Origin of the sequence: Bacillus sp. JJ1566 (assembly GCF_036962685.1) — a bacterium.
Classification (GTDB): domain Bacteria; phylum Bacillota; class Bacilli; order Bacillales; family Bacillaceae_L; genus Ferdinandcohnia.
Window position 1 is genome coordinate 57,532 of sequence record NZ_JBALOP010000003.1, and the last position, 21,489, is coordinate 79,020.

The following is a 21,489-nucleotide window of genomic DNA, read 5'->3' on the forward strand; positions in this document are numbered from 1 at the left end:
CATCCGCCGGAGGCTTTCATTTTATTCATTCGGAGTCAAAACTCCGACTGAATAGAATAAATTAGATACTCTAAACTTACTAAATTACTTTACTGTGTTTCTAACAAAAATGCAATAGGTATCCGAAAGAACGATAAAACACATGATTTTTCGACTTTTTTCGCGGTTTTTGCGAACAATGTGAATCATTGAACATGTTTTTCCAAAAAATAAAAAGCGGAGGGATTTGTTCGTTTCACGCCGCTTTTACATAAAAGACTACATTTCTAATTTTTCTTCAACACGTTTGTAAAGCTTGCCATCTACCTCAATAAAATCATCTTCGAAATTTTTGAAAGACTTTTCGAAGATTTCCATATAATCGTCACCGTAAATATTGCGGACAATGCTCATTACTTCAACGATTTCTGGAAACTTACCGTAAAGTTTTTTAAGTGGAATAGCCCCTTCCAATACTCCATTTTTACTAGGATTATAGGCTTCCACAATTTTTAAAAAGATTTCTTCTCCTTCTGGAGTCAACTCGATATACGTGTTACGCTTATCATTCTCCTTTTTTGAAAATTGTAGTAGTCCACGTTCCTCTAACTTTTTAGAAAAGTTAAATGCAGTCGAAACATGCATAACTCCAAACTTAGCAATCTCTGAAATAGAAGCACCTTTCAAATGATACGCTATCCAAATAATATGATGCTCATTAATATTTAAGTCATAAGGCTTGATCCATTGTTGCCAGTCCTTTTCAATAGACTTCCATAATGCCTTACTAAGCTGTGCGATTCTCTGACTAAAAAGGAGCGCTTCTTTGATGGAGGCCATTTTTTCTTCATGTTTCATAGATTCACCCACTTTTCTATTTTCTCTTATTACTATTATGCCAATAAAATAAAAATTAATAAAGATGTAAATTTACGAAATCTTTCAATTAGGTGAAAAAATTTCGAATTCACTTGGTCGTAACCGCTTTCTCTAGTTTTTCTAAAGAGCTTTCTATTTCAGAAAGCTCTTTTTGAATATTTTTTTGATTGCCTTCAATTTCTTTTTTCCAGTGATTTAGTGAATTCGTAAATTCACCCGAAACTTCAGTTATAGCATTTACCGCTTGTTTAGTTGACTTAGAAACTTGTTCAGTAAGAGATTTTCCTTCTGAAACGACTTGAGACCATGTTTCGACAATATGTTTTTGATTATTTTTCAATGTCCTTCTAAATTCTTTTCCAGAAGCTGGCGTACTTAAAAGTACGGATACACCGCCAATTACACTACCAATTAACAAACCATAAAACAGAGACTTAGTTGACGTCATCTTCATCACTCCTTAACGAAACCATCATTTACAGAATTCAACAAAAACTGCAAAAATCCTCTTTCATTTTCATATTTTTTATAAAGTGAGACTTCCATCGGTTGGGGTTATCCTCATGCCCGACTGATGGTTAGTTGATTCCCACATGATGTGGGTCACAAAGACGTTGCCACAGGAAGTGCCGTTCTTAGTCTTTGTTCCCATAAATTGTGCTTTTACGGGTAGTTGATCACCACAGGGGATCTTACTGCCCGTTAATGCGGGACAAAATTAGAGTTGTTGTTGCAATTCAGTTTGTTGGATATACCAACGGTCAACAATACTATTACGAACTAAAATGAAAACAATTTGTTTTCGTTCTCTCCCTTGGTTTTCTCGGTAAATTTCGACCTCCACAGGAATTTCCATGCTTAAGAGACCTTTTAAATCACTTAAAGGCAAATAAGACATATTTGTGATTGAAAATATTGTAATTTGATTTAATGTTTTATAAAGCTTCTTATTTTTAGAATTAGGAATCAATGTTTGCTTAATTATTTCCCGGTCTGTTTGATTAATCCCTGTAGCAAATATTTCAATGAGGTGATACGGGTCAGCATTGCCGATGTATTCATCTAGCTTTCCGCCCGCTTTTAATAACATAAGCTTATGAGCAAAATCAGGCTCTTTTGATGTGTGGGTGGTACTCCCTAAGAAATGAACACAAAAATGGCCAGGAAAACCGTTTTTTAATGCGCCTGCCCCATGTGGCATTCCATGCATCGAAGCTGCAATCATTTGATCACCATATTTCACTATTATTGCTCTTCGCTTCCAGCTCCATTTCCCACTATAGATTTTTTTCATTATTTTCGTATCATCAATTGTAAGTGGTTGAACATCTGCATGTCTGCTTCCCGCCCTTCTTTGCACGCGAAATTGAAGGCCAGTTTCAACATCAATGATTGTAAAAAAAGATTTTCTAGGAAGGATTTCATTCACCATATCCCATGGAATCATTTCTACCTTAAAGCTTAATGGGCTGTCTTTTTCATCATATTCGGTTGTTGCCTTTACTGTATAATCATGGGTTGAAAAAAATAAAAGAAAAAATAGAAGTATTACTTTTACCATTTTTTGCGTACCTCTTTTTTTTCATAGCTTTCCATGAAAAGTAAAATTCTATTATAAAAAAACTCGACTCTTTAAAATTAGAGTCGAGTTTATCGTTGTTTAAATATGAAAAGTTGGCTTATAAAAGCTTCTATTATCTAGGGCAAAGACGCGTTCTGAGAATTCACCTGGTTTCACACGTTCTAAAGCACGGTCTAACATGTTCATTTTTGCATCTAGATTATCAATATAATGAAGAATTTCAGCTTCCTTGATCATAGGAGGCTTAGGGCTACCCCATTCAGCTTTTCCGTGGTGGCTTAGAATAATGTGCTGAAGAACGGTTACTTCTTCCTCTTCGATTCCGAGTTCTTTTGCTGCCTGTCCAATTTCATTTACCATAATGGAAATATGACCTAATAAATTTCCCTCAATTGTATATGTCGTTGAAATAGGGCCTGACAGCTCAGTTACTTTCCCTAAATCATGCAGGATGATTCCTGAGTATAATAAGTCCGTATCCAACGATGGATAAAGGTGAGCAATTGATTTTGCCAAATCAAGCATAGAGACAACATGATAGGCAAGGCCTGACACGAATTCATGGTGGTTCTTAGTTGCAGCTGGATATTCATAAAAGGCAGCTTGATGTTTTTTTAATAGATGTCTCGTAATTCTCTGGATATTTGAATTCTTCATTTCAAAAATATATTGTGTAATTTTTGAAGCCATTTCATCCTGCGGTACCGGAGCAACCTCGAGAAAGTCTGAAATTGTCACTCCATCCAAATCCGTTACTGGACGGATATTTCGGATTTTCAACTGGTTGCGACCACGGTAACTGTTGATTTCCCCTGCAAGCCTAACAATTTTTTGAGCTGCATAGTGAACCTCATCTTCAGGAGTTGCATCCCAAAGCTTCGCTTCAATTTCTCCGCTCTTATCCTGAAAAATTAAAGTAAGAAATGGTTTCCCGTTGCTTGCAATCCCTTTAGTTGATGATTTAATAAATAAAAATACATCAACTTGCTGTCCAACATCATAATGAACAATGCCCTTTACCATATATTCTCCCCCTGCTAGTTAAGTTTATCTAAATTGATTCTCCAATGAAATTTCTCTAAATCTACCAAAATTATAGCACACTTTTGTGGTTTTCACTGATTACATCGGTACCTAATTTGATAGGTTTACCCTCACCAAATCCTTCCACAACATGTGGATGACATGTAAATAAAAGAACCTGGTTGTCCTCTGAAAGTTCTTTTATTAACGAGATTACATTTGATAATCGAAATGAATCAAAGTTAACAAAGCTATCATCAATAATAAATGGATAAGACTGATTTGGATGCATCGTATTCGCAAGCGAAAATCGAAGTGCAATATATAATTGCTCTGAGGTTGCCTGACTAAGTTCATTTGGTTGATAACGAAGTCCATTTTCATCCTCAACAATAAAACCATCTATTTCATTGTCCAAGTAGATTTTTCGATATTTTTCATTCGTTAATATTGAAAAATAATGCTCAGCTTTTTCGATTACCTTTGGAAGCCGAAGTTTTCGATACTGATCAACTGTTTTAGATAAAATATCCTTAGCAATAGCAAGCGTTGCCCATTTTTTTGCATAGTCCTTCACTACTGATTTACTTGCCTCATAGGAATGAAGAAAATCTGCATAGGTTCCACCCTCTTCAAGCTCTTGCACACGATGTTTGATGGCAGACAACTGGCTTTGCTCCTCTTTTTCGATTACCTGAAGTTGAGTGATTTCAGCTGACATTTCTTCAATTTGATTTTGATAATTTGTTTCAACATTGCAATTGTTCACTAACTCTCCAAATCTTTCGAGCTGGGCCATAAGAAGGTTCATTCTCTCTTTAATTTCTCTAGCGTGATCATTAGCCTGTCCCTTTGCCCGAAACTCTTCCTCGTTAGAAACCTTAGCCATATCCCACAAAACTTGGCATTCCTTTTGAAGGTGGTCAATTTCCGTAGTTAGTTCTGATATCTGATTAGTTGCATCCTTTAATTTTGCTTCAATCTGTAAAAGCTGTTCATACTTCCTTTTTTCTTCTTTTAATTGGATTGCTAATTGATCAATCTTGACTGAATCTTGACCCAGTATGTTTAATTGCCCTGCAACCAAATTCATTTTATCCTGGAAGCTAGAAATTTCTATTTGCAGATCATTTTTTTGATCTAAAAGCTTATATCTACTTAAGCTCTTATCTCGAATTGCCTCAAGGATTTGAAAAGCATCTAATAATCGTTCATTTGATACTTCCTGTGGGAGCCCATATGTTTTCTTTATGTTTGCAGCTTTTTCATCAATAGAAAAACTGACTTTCTCCCATTCCTCAAAACCTGACAGCACCTTATCATATGCCCGTTCATTTATTTGTAAAGTAGCATTTTCGATTTCGATTTGCTGCCTTACTTGCTGATCATGCAGAAGTTTTACTGTGATATCCTTATCATCGATAGGATTCTGGTTTTTAAGCTTTTCTTGAATCGTGTCCAACTTTTTCTTTAATCTTTCTCTATCAGCTTTAAGTTCATGAATGATGGAGGAAGACATACCTGATGTGACCATTTTTACAATTGGTAGCACAAGCAGGGCGAAAACGGTTAAAATTCCGGCTGTTAGCCATTCCTGTGAGATATAAAAATAGACAGATGAGAGAAGCAAAACCAGACCAATTCCATAAAATAAACGAGTTAGCTTATTTATATTTTCTGTTTCCTTTACTTTCAATCTTTGGATTTGTTGGGTGATTCTTTCTATTTCATCCTCAATCAAGTCTATTTCTTTTTCCATGCTTTCTTTTGCTGTATATTGGCTTTTCTTCTTTTCAAGAATTTCTCTTTCCTCAATAGATAGTACTTGCTGCTTAAGTTCCTTAAGTTTATATTCACTATTCTCTAACGCATCCTTTGCTCGAGTAAAGTGTTCATCTAGGAATTGCTTCTGCTGTTTATGACGTGCTGTCTCGGAAACAATTTCTGAAAACCTATCTTTTGCAACAATACTTAGGTCTAGTTCCTGAACTTTTTCTGCCGGGATGGCTAGATTGAGTCTATTTTTGAGTTGATGTATTTCTTCCTCACATTGTTGTAGCTCTTTTGATACCAGCTGTAGTCTATTCCGTTTTTCGGCGGACAGGCTTTTATTTTCGACCAATTCCACAATTTGCTGTTCATTCTCAAGATATTGTGCGAATACTTGGATTGAACTTTTTTCCTGGCCAAATTCAAATAATTTTTTTTCTAAAGTTTTTAATTGAGCTTCATATGGTTTAATCAGTGCCTGTAGTTGTTCAAAACGCTTCAATCCATCCTCTGGGTAGGGCTCAAATACGGGTAAACTCTGTAATCGATTTTCTAAAGCTTGATACTCTTCTAATAAAGGCTGAATCGATTGGAGCTTTTCCGACACTTTAATTTTATCCTTAAAGACTTGTTTTCTAGAATCTAGACCTGCTAGTTCACTTTCCATTCGATCCTGTTCTTCTATTAATCCCTCATATTCATTATTTTTTTCTTGCCACTTCGAAACTTTTCCATGTTCATCCTTAAGACGGATTAGTTCCATATTTAGGGGGGGATTCTTCCCTTTTGGTTTATATAAACTGTCCATTTCCTTTGTTAATTTGATTTGTAATTCAAGTAAAGCATCCGTTCCTACTGTTCCAGCAGAAAATAAAAACCTTCCGACATCCTCACTCTTTAAGTTATGTACACCTTGAAGCCCGTGGATATTGAAGGAATATACATTTTGATAAAGGTTTTTGTCCATTCCTTGGAAAAGCTCAGAAATAAAATCTTCTCCTTTAATCGTACCATCTGGTAAATAGACGGATACATCGCCAGCCGCTTTTCCCGGCAGTCTTTCAATCATAATCGTCCCAATATCATTAGTCTGAATGATAAGCTTTCCACCATATTTTGTTCCTATTTTCGGAATATACCGTTGTTCGTTCTGTTGCTTCGTAGGAAATCCAAATAATATGCTATGAATAAAAGACATAAGTGTGGATTTTCCCGCTTCATTTTGACCATAAAAAACTTGAAGATTGGGTGATATTTGTCCAAGTTCCACATTTTCTAGTTTTCCATATCCATAGATTTGCATGCCAATGATCCTCATCCCATCACCTCCTGTTTGATTGATAGAGTTCCCGAAGAATCAGCTTTTCAGCATCGCGTAGCATTTCCTGTAATTCTTCGCTTGTAAAAGTGTCTACATTCCTACGGAAGCTTTGGTGGTTCCGTAGAGGAAGAAGTGCCTCTTTAAAGTCTTGATAAGTCTCCATGTTTTCTAACAAATCACCAATAAAATGGGATTCCTGTCTTAATTTTTCCCGATTAAATTCCATTTGTGTGGTTTGTTTCAATTCGACAACATATACAAAGTTCCTACCTGTAATATCATCGTTTAAAAGGGATAAAAGGTCTTCTTGCATTGTTTTTTCTTGAAGCCCATCATGGAGCGGTCCTGTTCCTGTATATTCAATCGTTACAAATAAGCCTTGATTTTCTTTGCGAAGATTATCTAAATGGGAAAGTGACCTATCGACAAGTTGGTCAAAGCTAGTAACCTCAGAAATATCGATTGTCGTATTTCCCCATATAAGGTCTGAGGTTGGGAAAAATGTATAGTCTGCTCCGGTTTTCGAAAGCTTTACAAGGTAACCACCTTTTTCACCTGTTTCTTTTTTATGTCTACCTTGGATATTTCCAGGATATATAATAGGAGGATCAACGGAAAGAATCTCTCTTGTGTGAATATGACCGAGGGCCCAATAATCAAATCCTTTTTGCTGGAGATCCGATAGTAAGAATGGGGCATAGCGGCTATGTGCACTTTCCCCCTCTTTACTCCCATGCAATAGCCCTATATGAAAGGATGCGTCTTCTTTTTTCACATATGATGGGCTTTTGTTTTCGAGTACGGCTCTCTTTGCATAGCTAAAGCCGTATATATTCGCAAGTGTTTCCCCATTTTTTATATAGGGTAACACTTCGACATTTTCATTTTGAAACACATGAACATTGCTTGGCCATTCAAAGTGCGGCCAATTTCCACCAAGATGATCGTGATTTCCGTGGATGATAAATGCTTCGATGTCATTTTCCTGCAGGCGTTCCATTTCCTTTCGAAATCTTGATTGTGCACGAAGGCTTCGGTCCTCTCCATCGAATAAATCACCAGCAATGACCACGAAATCTACCTTTTTTTCAATCGCAATATTGATTAATCTAGTTAAAGATGTGAAAGTACTTTCTTGAACACGCTTAAAAACATTCGACGGTAGGTTTGCTAACCCTGAAAATGGGCTGTCCAAATGCAAATCGGCGATATGTAAAAAAGTAATCGAATTCATCTCAGGCGCCCCCTTTATTTCTATTACCACTATTCTATCACCCTCTGGATACGAATGCACGTTCTTATTTTATGAAATTTCACATAAAAAACCGAGGGTGGTAATCTACCCTCGGTTAAATTGGGACCAGGAGAACCGTCCCTCTGGTTCCTTATTTATCACTCTTTGTTAATTGCAGTGCTTTCTTAATGTCTTTGAATGAGGATGACTTCCCATACATGAGGACTCCTCCACGGTAGACTCTAGCACCGAATATAGCTAATATGGTGATTGTTAGGATAAGTATTCCGATTGATAATGCGATTTCCCAGGCTGGTAGTGTTAGCATGCCAACACGAAGAAACATGATCATGGGTGCAAAAAACGGAATAAACGATGTAATTGTAATCACTGAAGACTCTGGTTTTGTTAGACCAAACATTGCAATCATAAAAGCGGCAACAATTAATAAGGTCATCGGGGTAATCATTTGTTGAACATCTTCGATTCGACTTACCAATGAACCTAAAAAGGCTGCAAGTGTTGCAAATAGGAAATATCCTAAAAGGAAGAAAACTCCAGCGTAGACAAAGGTTGAAACTGGCAGGTCACCAAAGCCGAACACTTCGAAAAAGCCGCCTTCCATTCCACTCATGCTTTGCTTTAAGGAACCATATCCAACCGCCAAAATCACAGCGAATTGGGTTAAGCTAAGTAAAGCAATACCTAGAATCTTTCCAAACATTTGCTTTATAGGAGAAACACTCGAAATAAGAATTTCCATCACACGTGATGATTTTTCCGTCGCAACCTCCATTGCAATCATATTTGCGTACATAATAACTGCAAAATAAATCACAAATAAAAGGACATATACTAGGCCACGTGCTTGATTTAGTTCTTCCTCAGATTTTGCATTTTCTTCAAGAGCTTGTTTTTCAAATTGAACAGGAGCATATAGTTCATTGATCTGCTCAGCAGATAATCCCGCTTTTGTAGTTGCAATTGTCACCTTCAATTGCTGTAGAGCCTGTTCAAGCTGACCCGTTATTTCCGAGTCGGTTATCGACGGAGCTTTATATACTCCTTCTGGAAGTCCCTCAGGTGTCTCTGTCAAGATGAGATATCCTGTAATTTCCTCATTAGTTACTAAATCTTTTGCTTGCTCTTCAGTTTTGTCCATTTTTTCAAGTACGACATCACTAGACATTGCTGTAAAAATTTGCTCATATGCCTGATAAAGCTCATCTGACTCAGTTAAAACCGCAATATGACTTGTTTCATCCTCATCAAATTTTTCAATGATGGTTGAAATATTGGCAAGTCCAAAAATAATAAGTGCAGTTATAAGGGTAGTGATTATAAAGGATTTTGTCTTTAATTTACTCACATATGTGTGAAATAAGATAATCCAAAATTTATTCATAGGAAGCACCTACCTTCTCGATAAAAATATCATTTAAAGAAGGTTCTTCTAATACAAACTTTCGAACAAAACCTTTTCCTGCGATTGATTCAAGGATTTTTTGTGAAATCTCTTCACTTTCAACCTGTAGATGAAGTCCCTCCGCTGTTTCCTTTGACTTTGTCACTCCTGCTAATGTTTTTAAATGGCTAATATCAAAATCAGCATGGACAATGACGTTTTTCTTTCCGAAGGATCGCTTAATATCCTTTAGTGTGCCATGTACGACTGGTTTCCCATGATGCATGATGCATAAATGCTCACATAATTCCTCAACATGCTCCATACGGTGACTTGAAAACACAATTGACGTTCCTGCATTTTTCAAATCTACAACCGCGTCTTTTAAAATTTCAACATTCACAGGGTCAAGTCCGCTGAATGGCTCATCCAGAATAAGAAGCTTTGGCTTATGAATAACAGAAGCGATAAATTGGATTTTTTGCTGATTTCCTTTTGAAAGTTCCTCAACCTTTTTTGTAGCATATTCAGGTACCTTAAATCGCTCTAGCCAGTAATCAATTTGCTTTAAGATATCTTGTTTTTGCATTCCTCGTAGTCTTGCTAAATACACAAGCTGATCGCGTACCTTCATTTTCGGATATAAACCTCTTTCTTCTGGTAGGTAGCCGATCATGTGGCTTGTATCATAATTAATTTTTTTCCCATCCCAACTAATCTTTCCATCCGTTACATCCAATAATCCTAAGATCATACGAAATGTTGTCGTCTTTCCAGCTCCATTTGCACCTAGAAATCCAAACATTTCCCGTTCAGGAATTTCGATAGACAGATTGTCAACGGCAGTAAAACTACCGAACCGCTTCGTCACATGTTCTAGTTGTAATACCATCTGTATTCCCCCTTTTCCAGTAGTATCTACGATTATATAGGAAAAAAGTTTCACCAAATTATCATACCACATCGTTCACTTGATTATTTGTTGCGAGAAGATTTGCAATCTACTACACTTTAAGTATCAGATTTTTTACTTTGGGGAAGGGGAATCTAACATGAATTATATGCTAACTGTGTTTGATAAAACGGGAGAAAAATTACTTGAAGAAAAATTTGAAGCAGCTACTGAAAAAGAAGCAAAGGAAACAGGGGAAAAGATTCTTAAAGAAAAAAATTATCTAGAGGCAACACACCGCTGCACAAGCTCCGATGGAAAATTAGTGTTATTTCATCGTTAGTTAGGTACTCCAGTTGAAGTTGGCTATTTTCGTAAAAAAATCCTGCTGAGCATTCAGCAGGATTTCCTATATTATTCACCTTTGAAAATCGGCTTTCTTTTCTCTAAAAAAGCTTGAACGCCTTCGCGGTGGTCCTTTGTATTTCTCATTGCAAATTGTCCTTGTTTTTCTAATTCAAGGATATTTTCAAGTTCAGTCAAGTGCATTTGATTATAGATGGCTTTTGTTTGAATCATTGCTAGTATTGGTCTCTTTTTCCACTTTTTCACCTTATGAATAACAGCTGTTTGCAATTCTTCCTCCGCAACCTCATCAATTAACCCGATGTGCAATGCTTCCCCTGGAGACAATTGCTTTCCTTCCCACATAACATGCTTAGCCTTTGCTTCGCCTAGTCTTTTTTCAAGGAAGAAATGTGCACCTCCGTCAGGAATCAAACCAATGCGGATGAAATTCATAGCTATACTTGATAGGCGGTCGGCAATAACATAATCAGCACCTAGCGCTAAACTTAAACCAAATCCTGCTGCTGAGCCATGAATTGCACTAATTACTAATTTCGGTAATAGATAAAGCGTTTTGGTTATTTCAGATATAAGTTCCATTACAGGTTCGAATTCACTATCATCAGTTGAGCTCAGCATGGTTTTAATGTCTCCGCCGGCTGAAAAACTATGTCCACTACCCGCCAATACAAGGATATCCACTGTATCATTGGCAGCTACCTCTTTTAAACTATGTAAAATTTGGTTTAACATCTCAACATCCATTGCATTTAGTGACTTAGGGCGATTAAGAGTAAGATACGCTACTCGATCATCCATATGAAGTAACACTTTTTCTACTTGTTCCGTTGCCATTATTAAGCCCCCTTATGTGGTGTTACTAATAGTATACAATTATATGAATCTAAATGAAATCGTTTTCTAAATTTAAGGCCACCCAAAGTTTTTTGGATGGCCTTGGAGATTATTTAACCTTTGACAAATAGTCCTGTAACTGATCTCTTAACGCTCTCTTCAAAAATTTTCCAACCGATGTTTTTGGAATTTCATCCATGAAGATAATATCATCCGGCAACCACCATTTTGCGAATTGTGGCTTTAGAAACTCGAATAGCTCCTCCTTAGTGGTTTTCTCCTTAGCAGCATCCTTCAACACAACACATGCCACCGGCCGTTCCTGCCATCTTTCATGTGGGACCGCAATAACAGCAGCTTCAAATACGGCATCATGAGCCATTAATGCATTTTCGATATCAACTGAGGAGATCCATTCCCCACCGCTCTTAATCAAATCCTTTGTTCTGTCTACAATCTTGACAACACCTTCTTCATCGATTGTGACAACATCCCCAGTATGGAGCCATCCATCACGGAACGCTTCATTTGTCCGCTCATCCTTGTAATATTCATCAGCAATCCAATTTCCCCTTAACAAAAGCTCCCCCATTTCTTTTCCATCATTGGCAACTTCCCCATTTGCCCCAATCACTTTCATTTCAACTAATGGAACGAGTGACCCTTGCTTCGAACGAATTTCTAATTTTTCTTCATCCGATAAATCATTTTGGTAGCTTTTTAGACGAGATAAAACAACAAGGGGTGTTGTTTCCGTCATCCCATATGCATGGATAAATGGTATTTTATATTTCGATTCAAATGCTTTAATAAGCCCTTTTGGAGCTGCTGAACCACCACATAAAATGCGGGTTAAACTGCTTGTATCGTAATCGCCTTGCTCTAATTCATTTAGTAGCCCGAGCCAGATTGTTGGTACTCCGGCTGACGTCGTTACCCTTTCGGAATCTATTAATTCAGCTAAAATCTTTGGAGTAAAATAAGGTCCTGGCATAACAAGTGTTGTTCCAAACCATACCGCAGCAAACGGTATGCCCCATGCATTTACATGGAACATTGGAACAACCGGCATCGCAATATCGCTTTCGGATAATCCAGCGCTATCAACGAGACCAAGTGCCATGCTATGCAACACAACTCCGCGGTGAGAATAAATAACTCCTTTAGGATTCCCCGTTGTTGCTGATGTATAACACATTCCAACCGGATCGTTTTCATCTAAATCTTTCTTAAATTCAAAAGTTGGATTCCCTTCGCTTATGATTTTTTCATAATGATAAAGGGGTTCTAGATTCGATTCCGGCAGTTCATCTTTATCCGTCATAATGACATAAGCTTCAACTGTTTTTAATTGATCCTTTACTTTTTCTAATAATGGAAGCAGGTCTTCGTCAAACACCAAAACCTTATCCTCCGCATGATTAATGATATAGCATATATGTGCAGGTGTAAGGCGAATATTAATGGTATGCAGGACTGCTCCAATTCCAGGTATGGCAAAATAAGCTTCAAGATGGCGATGATGATTCCATGCTAGTGTTCCAACACGATCACCTTTGTTCACGCCTATTTTTTCCAGTGCGCTTGATAGTCTTCTTGTTCGTTCGCCTATCTCCTTATAAGTATGGGTTACAATACCAGATGAAGTTCTCGAAATAACCGTTTTCTTTGGAAAATACCTTTCTGCACGCTCAAGCATTGAAGAAACTAGCAACGGTACATTCATCATAATCTATTCCCCCATATCAAAAATTTATAACCCCATATTTTTCACAATGATCGTTTTCATAATTTCATTTGTACCTGCATAAATTGCCGATACAGGAGTGTCGCGATACCTTCTAGCAATCTCGTATTCCTCCATATATCCGTAGCCACCATGGAGATGCATACATTCCGCTGCTACCTTTTTTGCCATATCGGTTAACCACCATTTTGCCATTGAAACCTTTGTCACCACATCCTTTCCAGAGATATGTTGTTCAATTAAATCATCTAAAAAAGTTCTGCCAATCTCAATTTCAGTCGCCATTTCAGCAAGTCTAAATTGAACATGTTGGAATTTACTAATCGATTTCCCAAAAGCTTCGCGCTCTTTTACATATTTCATGGTTAACTTTAGCATTGTTTCAGCTGCGATTTGAGCCGATATTGCAACAATCAGCCGTTCCTGTTGGAGCTGTTGCATTAAATAATAGAAGCCCTTACCTTCCATTCCAATGAGGTTTTCAGCAGGAACCTTTGCATCTTCAAAAATAAGCTCTGCCGTATCTTGGGCATGAAGCCCAACCTTATCGAGCTTCCTCCCTCTTGAAAATCCAGGAGTATCCTTTTCAATTACTAACAAACTTATTCCTCTATGCATTGCTTTTGGATCCGTTTTACACACCACAATGACTAAATCAGCGTGAATGCCATTAGTGATAAATGTTTTCTGACCATTGACAATATAATGATCGCCAGCTTTGATTGCAGTGGTTTTGATGCCTGCTAAATCCGAACCAGCACCAGGCTCTGTCATCGCAATTGCTGTAATGATTTCACCTGAAATACATTTTGGAATCCATTTTTGTTTTTGTTCCTCTGTTCCATATTCGTTCAAATAAGGAACCACAATGTCGCTATGAAGACCGATTCCAATCATGCTTGCACCAACTCGTTCAAGCTCTTCATTAATCACTACTGAATATGCAAAATCAGCATTGAACCCCCCATATTTTTCATCTACCCATGGGCAAAGGAAGCCATTTTCCCCCATTTTTGTCCAAAAAGACCGTGGAATCATCCTGTCTTTTTCCCATTCGTTATAAAAGGGGTAGGCTTCTTTATCAAGAAACTTGCGAAAAGCATCCCGAAAAATTCGGTGCTCATCTTGTAAATAACGTTCTGTCATCGTTATCCCTCCTACTTTAAGGGTTCGTTCTTAAAAAATATATGTGTAATGGTGAGTATATATTAGGATAGGTGCTAAAAATCTACTATGATAGAAAAATTTTAGAAAGCGTTTACATTTTAAAAAGGAGTCTGTTAATCTTTATGAGGAACATTACATGAATAATTCCTCATGAAAGTGAAAAATCCTCTTTTTCATCAAAAAAAGTAGAGGTATAGTTTCCTATACCTCTTTCACCACTCCAAATAGCCCGTTTAAAATATTGATTTTCTTATTCGTATATTCCACAAAATTGTCATTGTAGGATTTTGGATCCTTCGGGTTTGCAAACTGAGTGATTTTCCCTGTTACTGGGTCCACAAATTTACTAGCAGCTCCACAGCCCAGCCCAATGATGGTTTGCATTTCTTCCATAATCATTATATTGTAGATGCTCTCTTGACCAGGAAGTGAATAGCCGACATTTTCTAGGTTCCCGAGAATGTTCTTCATACGATATAGATAGTAAGGCACATAGCCATGTTTATCAGTCCATGTAGAAGCATTGTTCATCATCTCGGTAATTTCTTCACGTCCTGCAACCTTATACTTTTCCTTGTTTCGCGTCATTTCGGAAGCACGCTTAAAGGACAATGTATGGACGGTTAATGATTCTGGCATAAGCTTTTCTGTTTCAGAAAGTGTATAGTTGAACTCCTCCACTCCTTCACCAGGAAGGCCTATGATTAAGTCCATATTAATGTTGTTCATTCCCATGTTTCGTGCTAGATGGAATTTTTCAATCGTTTCTTCTACTGTGTGATGACGGCCGATCGCTTTTAATGTTTCCTGAATATAGGACTGCGGATTAATACTGATTCGATCAATATTCCACTTTTTTAAGACATCTAGTTTCTCCGGCGTAATCGTGTCAGGTCTACCGGCTTCAACAGTGATTTCCCGAATATGTTGAACATCTGGGAAGGACTGATACATTTCTTCATACAACATGTCCATCTCTTCAGCTGTAATGCTTGTTGGGGTTCCACCACCGTAATAGACGGTGGTTATCTTAATCTTGTTCTCTTTTAACCAACGACCTATTTCGCGCATCTCGTAATGAAGTCCACCAAGGAAGGAATCTACTGAGCCTTGTCTTCCATTGATGGCATATGCAGGGAATGTACAATAAGCACATTTCGTTGGACAAAAAGGTATCCCAATATAGATACTCACTTCATTTTGAAGTTGATATAAATCAGGAACCATCGTAAGCTGGCGGTCGACAATTTGGCTCATTAATTCAAGTTTTTCTTCGGTAATTAAATAGTCTTCCTTTAATTGCTTATGTGCAAGTTCCGTAGATACACCTTGTTGAACTTTTTTGTGTAAAAGCTTTGTCGGACGGATGCCAGTAAGCATTCCCCATGGTTGAGTAATACCTGTAAAGTCTTGCATGGCCATTACATATACATGTGATACGCCATTTTTAATCTTTTTAAATAATTCTTTTTCATTCTCAAACGGTGGAAACTCCTTACTATAGTTTCCTTCGAATACGTTACCGGATTTCATGTCAGTTAGCTTGGCATATGTGGTAATCGTAGGATTATTATATTCATATTGAAAGTCTACTAAAAGCTCTGGTTCTTCTAGCTCCGTGATTGAAATTTCACTTTCCTCGAAAAATAGGTTTGTAATGAGCTGTAAAGGTCGAATAAACCGGTCATCCAGGGGCCCTTTGAACAATATACGCATAGTTTTGTATCACCTTTTCAAAAAATTAGCTGATATAAGTGTACAGAATGTACGATTTTTAATCAATATGAGAGTTTTCCCAATCAAATACGCCTTGGCGTATTATTGCCTAATCTTTTTAGGCCCACACGAGGTGGGTCACAAAGACGAAGACATCAGGAAGTGGCGTTCTTAGTCTTTGATCTTATGCTCGAAAAATTACCTTTGAAAAATTGTGGCATTCGCCGGAGGTTTTAACTTTATTCAGTCGGTGTCTGAACCCCGACTGAATAAAGTTAAAAAACCCCCACATCATGTGGAGGCAAAATCCTACCTTATTTTTCAATTTTAATCTGCTTTAAGAACTCAATTCTTTGCTGCTTGCGAAAATGCTCTTTAATCATGTAGGAGACCCCATTCATACTATTGGAACGAGTCACCCAGTCGGCAGCAAATTTGACTTCCTTCGGTGCATTCCACATCGCAACCCCTAACCCAACAGATTGAATCATTTCAATATCATCTATCGAATCACCGATAACCACTGTTTCATGTAATGGGATAGATAAATGATTTGCTAAAGTTTTTAACCCATTAAGCTTCGAAACTCCTAATGGTGTGATTTCTAGTTTATGTGGTTCAGTTAAATCAACCTGGATGTCCCGAAAGTGCTCATTGATTGTTTCTTTGATTGTCCCCAGTTCATCTTCACTTTGTGAATAGACCTCAATTTTAGGTGGTGCCACAGGATTGTCTGTTAAATGGTCTCCTAGTGAATCGACGAACTGCATTGGATAAAAAAGTGGGTCGCCTGAGCCAAACATCGCTTTTGCGATTAGATTACCAGGGAACCTCATTCGATTTCCAATAGAAAACTTTTCGTGCTGAAGGCGAATGCTACATTTAAAGTTTTCTAATACCTGGACAATGTTAAATGTTTTCTCTTCAGAAATCCGTTTTACATAAATCGGATCATTTAGATCTTCGCCAATAAATCCTCCATTATGCGTAATTAGCAATGAGTCTAGCTTTAATGCTTTTGCTATTTTTTTTGTCGATGCAAAATGACGTCTTGTTACAAGAGTCACATAAACTTCCTTTGCTCGGACATATTCAATGGCTTCCTTTGTTCCACCTTGAAGCCGACCATTCGGACGCAGTAGTGTGCCATCGACATTTATTGCAAGTAACCTATACATATGAGGTCCTCCTTCTCCAGTTGAGTGTCCCTATACATATGGTTATGAAAAAATGAAACTGATTAGAACTTTAGGTTTCACATGCAAAAAAAGAACCCCCGCCTAGGCGTAGGGTTCATCCAATCCTTATTGTTGGTCCATGCTGCCATATAGTTCTTCAAGCGGCTTTAGCATGATTTGGTTTAGTTCACCGATGACAACACTCATGCGCTGCTCAGCCTCCATAAGCCTTGCAATCGTATCATGTTGTTGAACAAGTGCTACTTGTCTTTGAGCTTGTTCTACTTCTTCTTGAGAAATATCTTCACCCATCATTTGTTTTTGCTGAAGGGATAATTGTACGTTTCTAAATGCTTCAAATAATTTCTTTGCACCTTCATCATTGTTGACTTGATCGTATAATTGCTTTAGCTGCTTAAACTCATCGCTTTCACGAATCGCCTTTTCAACTCCATACGCAACATCATATAAATTTACACCCATTTTACCTACCTCCTTTTCCAGATTTAGTACGAGGAAAATGGTTCTGTTTCACTATACCAAACATTTCCACATAATTCATCCCAATCCCCTAATATAGAGACGGTATTCTAACATATTCCACAAAGGGCGGTTTGTTAAAAAAATTGGGCAATAATCCCTTGAAAAATACCGATAATTCCACCAAGCAATGCCCCTAAATACGTAATCATCTTGAATTCTCGTTTTGAAATACCTAGCACCATTTCCTCCAAGCGCTCTACCGAAAATGTACCAACCTGTTCCTTTACAATTTCCTCTAGCTTGAGGCTTTTCATCATTTTATCAATACGGTTTGCCACAAATTCGCCTGCCATTTCAATTCCTTTAGGAACAAAATTTTCAAGGATTCGGTTTTTATATGGTAGTAATACCACATTTGCAGGAGTTGCAAGATATTTTTTAACAGGGATAATGTGCAGAGTTTGGTCTTTTAGGAAAGAAAGAATTTTTTCTGAACCTATCTGTTCGACAACTCTATTAACCTCCCATGCTTTTACCTTATTCCACTCTTTTTTAATTAATGAATGTAAAAGCTCCTTCGTTCCTGGATTTCTCAGAAATTTTACGATTTCCGGCTGAATTTTATCAATTAAGCTTGTGTTTCCTAAAAACATTTGCACCATATTTCCAAGCATGCCACGGTTCGCCAGAAAATCATCGATCATTCTTTTTAAACGAAGTTTTCCTTCTTCACTTTCGAAATACTCAATTCCTTTTTCCGCAATAAAATCTGCAGCCTCTGGAAACTTCCCCTCGATTGTTGCAAGCAGTTCCTCAGGAATGACATGCCCGATTTCCTTCGTCCCCATTTCATCTAAAAGACTAATATATTTTTTTTCAATAAAGCTAGTTAACTTTTCCTCGGCCACTTCATCAAGATTATGTATCCCCAGTTTTTCCGAAAGCTCGGTAAAGCTTTGCTCAGTATCGAGTAGCTTATCAACTTCTTCCTTTGCCCAACCCTCGATTGTACTGACAAAGCTTTCATCTCTAAGCTTATTCTTTAAACTTTCAGGGGTTAACAAATGCTCCACTACCGTTCTTCCCATTTGATATGCCAATTCATCTCTTCGTCTCGGGATTAATCCTGGAGTAAACGGGAGTCGCTTTCCCCAAATATAAATGGCTTTATATGGCCTAAACAGCATTTTAATTGCCAGATGATTCGTTACTCCTCCAATAATCGCTCCAACCACCATCATAAATAAAATCATTACTATTACATCCACACTATCACCTTCTAAAAAATGAACTTTGACCAAGTCACAGTATTCCTTACTTTTTCATACGATACGATATCAGACATTCGCCTAATTTTATGAAGACCACCTTATCAATTATAGTGTTTGAACGTAAGTTTTAGCAAATGGGGTTATCAAGATGACGGAAAAAATTCTAATCGAGTTGATTCCTGTTTCAAACGAGCAGGTTTCCTCTTTGCAAATAAAAATGAGTGACAGCATCTTCAAGAAGTTTGGCTTACAAAACGAACAGAAAATTGAATTAATCTGCAGCAGGAATAGTGTTCTCGTCGAAATCGTATCTATTAATGAGGGCGAGCCAGTGATCCAATGTACTGATTTCATTTTAAAAGAATTACAGCTTCCTACCGGGAATTTTTCAATAACTCTTTACAAGAGGTCAACAAATAGACTTGAAATTGGTCCTGTCGTTGGACTTTTAACAGAGGTAAACGAAAAGAACGCTCAAATATCATTCGGTTCAATCGAGGAGTTTTGCAAGGAAATAGCACTCTATGCAAACGAAATCGGGGTATTTTTTTATGTATACTCTTTAAATACATTTTATAACCATAATGGGTACATCTATTTAGATGGAAAATGGATAAAGTCAATTGTTCCATACCCTCAGGTGGTCCACAATCGGATTCACTCGCGCAAACGAGAACAATCCAGAAAATTTATCGATTTTACAAATGAATTGCAAATGAACAATGTTCCATATTTTAATGATCACTTTTTAAATAAATGGGAAGTACATGAAATCTTAAAGGAGCAGGAGCATCTCCATTCCTATATCCCTGACACCGAGCTGTTAACGAGTAAGGATGTTCTTTTTGAAATGCTCGAGAAATATCAATGTGTTTTTGTAAAACCAGTCCATGGCAGTCAAGGAAGAAATATTTTCCGAATTCATAAAACGGATGAAGACAAATATTTATTGGATTACACAACCTTTTCAGGTGACATAGAGACTGTCTATCAAGGCTTTGCATCTCTGTTTCAATCCTTATTCCCAAGGTTAAAACAACATACATTTATTGTTCAACAATGTATTTCACTTTTATTATATAAAGAAAAACCATTGGATTTTCGCGTACTATGTCAAAAACAATCGAGTGACAAATGGCAGTTAACTTCAATTATTGCCCGGGTATCGTCAAAGGATCAATTTGTTTCAAATCTTGCAAGAGGTGGAGAAATTCAAAAGGTCTATCAAGTCCTTCTCGAAAATTTTGATGTAAAACAAATTCCCCATATTAATCGGTTAATGAAAGATTTAGCACTAGAGGTTTGCTCGATTATTGATGGAATGGATGACGGAATTTTCGCAGAACTGGGAATCGATTTAGCCCTTGATGTAAATGGCAAACCAACGATTATTGAAGTCAACACAAAACCATCGAAAAACCAGGAACAGGATCAATTATCAACCAAAATTCGTCCAAGTGCAAAAGCGATTTTACAGCACTGTATCTTTCTATCCAACTTAGATTAAAAAAAGACATTTAAGAAAGGAGAGGGTCTTATGATTTCACTGGGTTTTGTTACTCTTTATCCGAATCAGGAACGATTCTATGCAACAGAGCTTGCCAAACGAGCTCCTGAATTAGGGATACAGCTATACCGCTTTACTCCAACATCGATTGAACCTACCTCTGAATTGGTTCATGGAGAAAAATATAATCACATTACAAACACGTGGGAACAAAGTACGTTTGAAATTCCCATGTATTTATATGACCGCTGCTTCTATTCGAGTGATGAAGTATCTAAAAAAAGTCAGCCAATTATGAACTGGTTAAAATTGCGTCCTGCAACTGCATTTATAGGGCATGGACTTCCAAACAAATGGGAGATTTACAATACCTTACGTCAAGATATAGAATTATCACCCTATATCCCTTCTACTGAGCAAGCTCTCTCCTCTTCTGCCATCCTACGAACCTTAATGAAGAAGCATCAAATCATCCTTAAGCCAGTGAAAGGATCAATGGGAAAAGGAATTATTGGTCTTTTTCTTCATCGTAATTATGTTAAGGCCGTCTATAAAGACGCAAATCTTTTAAAAAAGAAGCAATTTACGACAAGAGGAGATTTAAAAAAGTGGTTGGATTCCGTTATTACCAGTCAACCATATTTACTACAAAACTATTTACCCCTACATGATGAAGGGAATCGTCCTTTTGATATTCGCATCTTACTTCAAAAAGACGGCAGAGGGAAATGGATTGAACAAGGGCGTGGAATTCGCCTTGGTTTACCGGATCATCTCATATCAAATTTGGGAGGTGGAGGTGAATCGCATACTTTTGAAAGCTGGACAGAAAATATGTCTTTTCATCAAAAGCAATTACTTTCGGATAATATTCATACAATTATTAATAGGCTACCCGAATTGTTAGAAGATCAATTTGAACCTCTGTTCGAAATAGGAGTTGATTTAGGATTGACAAGTGATGGTGCCATCTGGATTTTAGATACCAATTCGAAGCCGGGTAGAAAGGTTATTTTAGAAACCAGTCCAGAAAAAGAAGATACCCTGTACAGAACACTATTACAATACTGCCTCTATCTTCATTCAAGTTAGAAAAGCGGAAGGCGCCCTGACTGAGGAACATCGACTAACT

General features: G+C 37.3%; 18 protein-coding genes. 3 read left to right on the forward strand and 15 right to left on the reverse strand.

What is annotated here, in order from left to right:
* Positions 1-258 precede the first annotated feature (258 nt).
* From V7112_RS02615 to V7112_RS02650, 8 genes are all read right to left on the reverse strand, one after another.
* Positions 259-837 carry an HTH-type transcriptional regulator Hpr gene (locus V7112_RS02615; RefSeq protein WP_335414999.1) on the reverse strand — a complete coding sequence of 193 codons (579 nt, stop codon included), beginning with the start codon at positions 835-837 and terminating at the stop codon, positions 259-261.
* 109 nt (positions 838-946) lie between these two features.
* A complete protein-coding gene (locus tag V7112_RS02620; RefSeq protein WP_335415001.1) occupies positions 947-1,306 on the reverse strand; it encodes a YtxH domain-containing protein in 360 nt (119 codons plus the stop codon).
* 270 nt (positions 1,307-1,576) lie between these two features.
* Positions 1,577-2,419, reverse strand: coding sequence for a hypothetical protein (locus V7112_RS02625; RefSeq protein WP_335415004.1), 843 nt, complete (start codon positions 2,417-2,419; stop codon positions 1,577-1,579).
* A gap of 99 nt (positions 2,420-2,518) precedes the next feature.
* Entirely contained in the window at positions 2,519-3,463 is a 945-nt protein-coding gene (gene yhaM / locus V7112_RS02630) for a 3'-5' exoribonuclease YhaM (RefSeq protein WP_335415007.1), read from the reverse strand.
* Between the two features lie 70 nt (positions 3,464-3,533).
* Entirely contained in the window at positions 3,534-6,551 is a 3,018-nt protein-coding gene (locus tag V7112_RS02635) for an ATP-binding protein (protein WP_335415009.1), read from the reverse strand.
* A gap of 4 nt (positions 6,552-6,555) precedes the next feature.
* On the reverse strand, positions 6,556-7,788 hold the full coding sequence (locus V7112_RS02640) for a metallophosphoesterase family protein (RefSeq protein WP_335415012.1): 1,233 nt from the start codon (positions 7,786-7,788) through the stop codon (positions 6,556-6,558).
* 151 nt (positions 7,789-7,939) lie between these two features.
* The gene (locus V7112_RS02645; protein ID WP_335415015.1) at positions 7,940-9,193 is read right to left on the reverse strand and encodes an ABC transporter permease; all 1,254 of its coding nucleotides are present in this window, start codon (positions 9,191-9,193) and stop codon (positions 7,940-7,942) included.
* Positions 9,186-10,085, reverse strand: a complete 900-nt coding sequence (locus V7112_RS02650; protein WP_335415017.1) for an ABC transporter ATP-binding protein — start codon at positions 10,083-10,085, stop codon at positions 9,186-9,188. Before V7112_RS02650 ends, V7112_RS02645 begins: the two co-directional genes overlap by 8 nt.
* Positions 10,086-10,245: 160 nt before the next feature.
* On the opposite strand from V7112_RS02650, the gene V7112_RS02655 reads away from it, so the two are divergent.
* Positions 10,246-10,428: a YhzD family protein gene (locus tag V7112_RS02655; RefSeq protein WP_335415020.1), complete on the forward strand. Its 183-nt coding sequence runs from the start codon at positions 10,246-10,248 to the stop codon at positions 10,426-10,428.
* A gap of 71 nt (positions 10,429-10,499) precedes the next feature.
* Here the strand turns inward: V7112_RS02655 and V7112_RS02660 are convergent, their stop codons facing one another.
* From V7112_RS02660 to V7112_RS02690, 7 genes are all read right to left on the reverse strand, one after another.
* Positions 10,500-11,291: an enoyl-CoA hydratase gene (locus V7112_RS02660; RefSeq protein WP_438823855.1), complete on the reverse strand. Its 792-nt coding sequence runs from the start codon at positions 11,289-11,291 to the stop codon at positions 10,500-10,502.
* Positions 11,292-11,397: 106 nt separating this feature from the next.
* Positions 11,398-13,017 (reverse strand): long-chain fatty acid--CoA ligase, encoded by a 1,620-nt coding sequence (locus tag V7112_RS02665; protein ID WP_335415026.1) that lies wholly within the window; start codon positions 13,015-13,017, stop codon positions 11,398-11,400.
* A 24-nt stretch (positions 13,018-13,041) separates the two neighbouring features.
* Positions 13,042-14,181, reverse strand: coding sequence for an acyl-CoA dehydrogenase family protein (locus V7112_RS02670; protein WP_335415030.1), 1,140 nt, complete (start codon positions 14,179-14,181; stop codon positions 13,042-13,044).
* A gap of 222 nt (positions 14,182-14,403) precedes the next feature.
* The gene (locus V7112_RS02675) at positions 14,404-15,918 is read right to left on the reverse strand and encodes a coproporphyrinogen III oxidase (protein ID WP_335415032.1); all 1,515 of its coding nucleotides are present in this window, start codon (positions 15,916-15,918) and stop codon (positions 14,404-14,406) included.
* A 314-nt stretch (positions 15,919-16,232) separates the two neighbouring features.
* Positions 16,233-17,096, reverse strand: coding sequence for a Cof-type HAD-IIB family hydrolase (locus tag V7112_RS02680; RefSeq protein WP_335415035.1), 864 nt, complete (start codon positions 17,094-17,096; stop codon positions 16,233-16,235).
* 126 nt (positions 17,097-17,222) lie between these two features.
* Positions 17,223-17,579 carry a YlbF family regulator gene (locus tag V7112_RS02685; RefSeq protein WP_335415038.1) on the reverse strand — a complete coding sequence of 119 codons (357 nt, stop codon included), beginning with the start codon at positions 17,577-17,579 and terminating at the stop codon, positions 17,223-17,225.
* A 134-nt stretch (positions 17,580-17,713) separates the two neighbouring features.
* Positions 17,714-18,832 (reverse strand): DUF445 domain-containing protein, encoded by a 1,119-nt coding sequence (locus V7112_RS02690; protein ID WP_438823856.1) that lies wholly within the window; start codon positions 18,830-18,832, stop codon positions 17,714-17,716.
* 166 nt (positions 18,833-18,998) lie between these two features.
* On the opposite strand from V7112_RS02690, the gene V7112_RS02695 reads away from it, so the two are divergent.
* Both V7112_RS02695 and V7112_RS02700 read left to right on the forward strand, forming a co-directional pair.
* The gene (locus V7112_RS02695; RefSeq protein ID WP_335415044.1) at positions 18,999-20,357 is read left to right on the forward strand and encodes a YheC/YheD family endospore coat-associated protein; all 1,359 of its coding nucleotides are present in this window, start codon (positions 18,999-19,001) and stop codon (positions 20,355-20,357) included.
* Positions 20,358-20,387: 30 nt separating this feature from the next.
* Positions 20,388-21,449: a YheC/YheD family endospore coat-associated protein gene (locus V7112_RS02700; protein WP_335415047.1), complete on the forward strand. Its 1,062-nt coding sequence runs from the start codon at positions 20,388-20,390 to the stop codon at positions 21,447-21,449.
* Positions 21,450-21,489 lie beyond the last annotated feature (40 nt).

Bases quoted from the DNA above. Each gene is read 5' to 3' on its own strand.
- yhaM (WP_335415007.1), bottom strand. From the start codon at position 3,463: ATGGTAAAGGGCATTGTTCATTATGATGTTGGACAGCAAGTTGATGTA.
- V7112_RS02615 (WP_335414999.1), bottom strand. From the start codon at position 837: ATGAAACATGAAGAAAAAATGGCCTCCATCAAAGAAGCGCTCCTTTTT.
- V7112_RS02685 (WP_335415038.1), bottom strand. From the start codon at position 17,579: ATGGGTGTAAATTTATATGATGTTGCGTATGGAGTTGAAAAGGCGATT.
- V7112_RS02640 (WP_335415012.1), bottom strand. From the start codon at position 7,788: ATGAATTCGATTACTTTTTTACATATCGCCGATTTGCATTTGGACAGC.
- V7112_RS02650 (WP_335415017.1), bottom strand. From the start codon at position 10,085: ATGGTATTACAACTAGAACATGTGACGAAGCGGTTCGGTAGTTTTACT.
- V7112_RS02695 (WP_335415044.1), top strand. From the start codon at position 18,999: ATGACGGAAAAAATTCTAATCGAGTTGATTCCTGTTTCAAACGAGCAG.
- V7112_RS02690 (WP_438823856.1), bottom strand. From the start codon at position 18,832: ATGATTTTATTTATGATGGTGGTTGGAGCGATTATTGGAGGAGTAACG.
- V7112_RS02645 (WP_335415015.1), bottom strand. From the start codon at position 9,193: ATGAATAAATTTTGGATTATCTTATTTCACACATATGTGAGTAAATTA.
- V7112_RS02635 (WP_335415009.1), bottom strand. From the start codon at position 6,551: ATGAGGATCATTGGCATGCAAATCTATGGATATGGAAAACTAGAAAAT.
- V7112_RS02680 (WP_335415035.1), bottom strand. From the start codon at position 17,096: ATGTATAGGTTACTTGCAATAAATGTCGATGGCACACTACTGCGTCCG.
- V7112_RS02655 (WP_335415020.1), top strand. From the start codon at position 10,246: ATGAATTATATGCTAACTGTGTTTGATAAAACGGGAGAAAAATTACTT.
- V7112_RS02675 (WP_335415032.1), bottom strand. From the start codon at position 15,918: ATGCGTATATTGTTCAAAGGGCCCCTGGATGACCGGTTTATTCGACCT.
- V7112_RS02625 (WP_335415004.1), bottom strand. From the start codon at position 2,419: ATGGTAAAAGTAATACTTCTATTTTTTCTTTTATTTTTTTCAACCCAT.
- V7112_RS02670 (WP_335415030.1), bottom strand. From the start codon at position 14,181: ATGACAGAACGTTATTTACAAGATGAGCACCGAATTTTTCGGGATGCT.
- V7112_RS02620 (WP_335415001.1), bottom strand. From the start codon at position 1,306: ATGACGTCAACTAAGTCTCTGTTTTATGGTTTGTTAATTGGTAGTGTA.
- V7112_RS02700 (WP_335415047.1), top strand. From the start codon at position 20,388: ATGATTTCACTGGGTTTTGTTACTCTTTATCCGAATCAGGAACGATTC.
- V7112_RS02665 (WP_335415026.1), bottom strand. From the start codon at position 13,017: ATGATGAATGTACCGTTGCTAGTTTCTTCAATGCTTGAGCGTGCAGAA.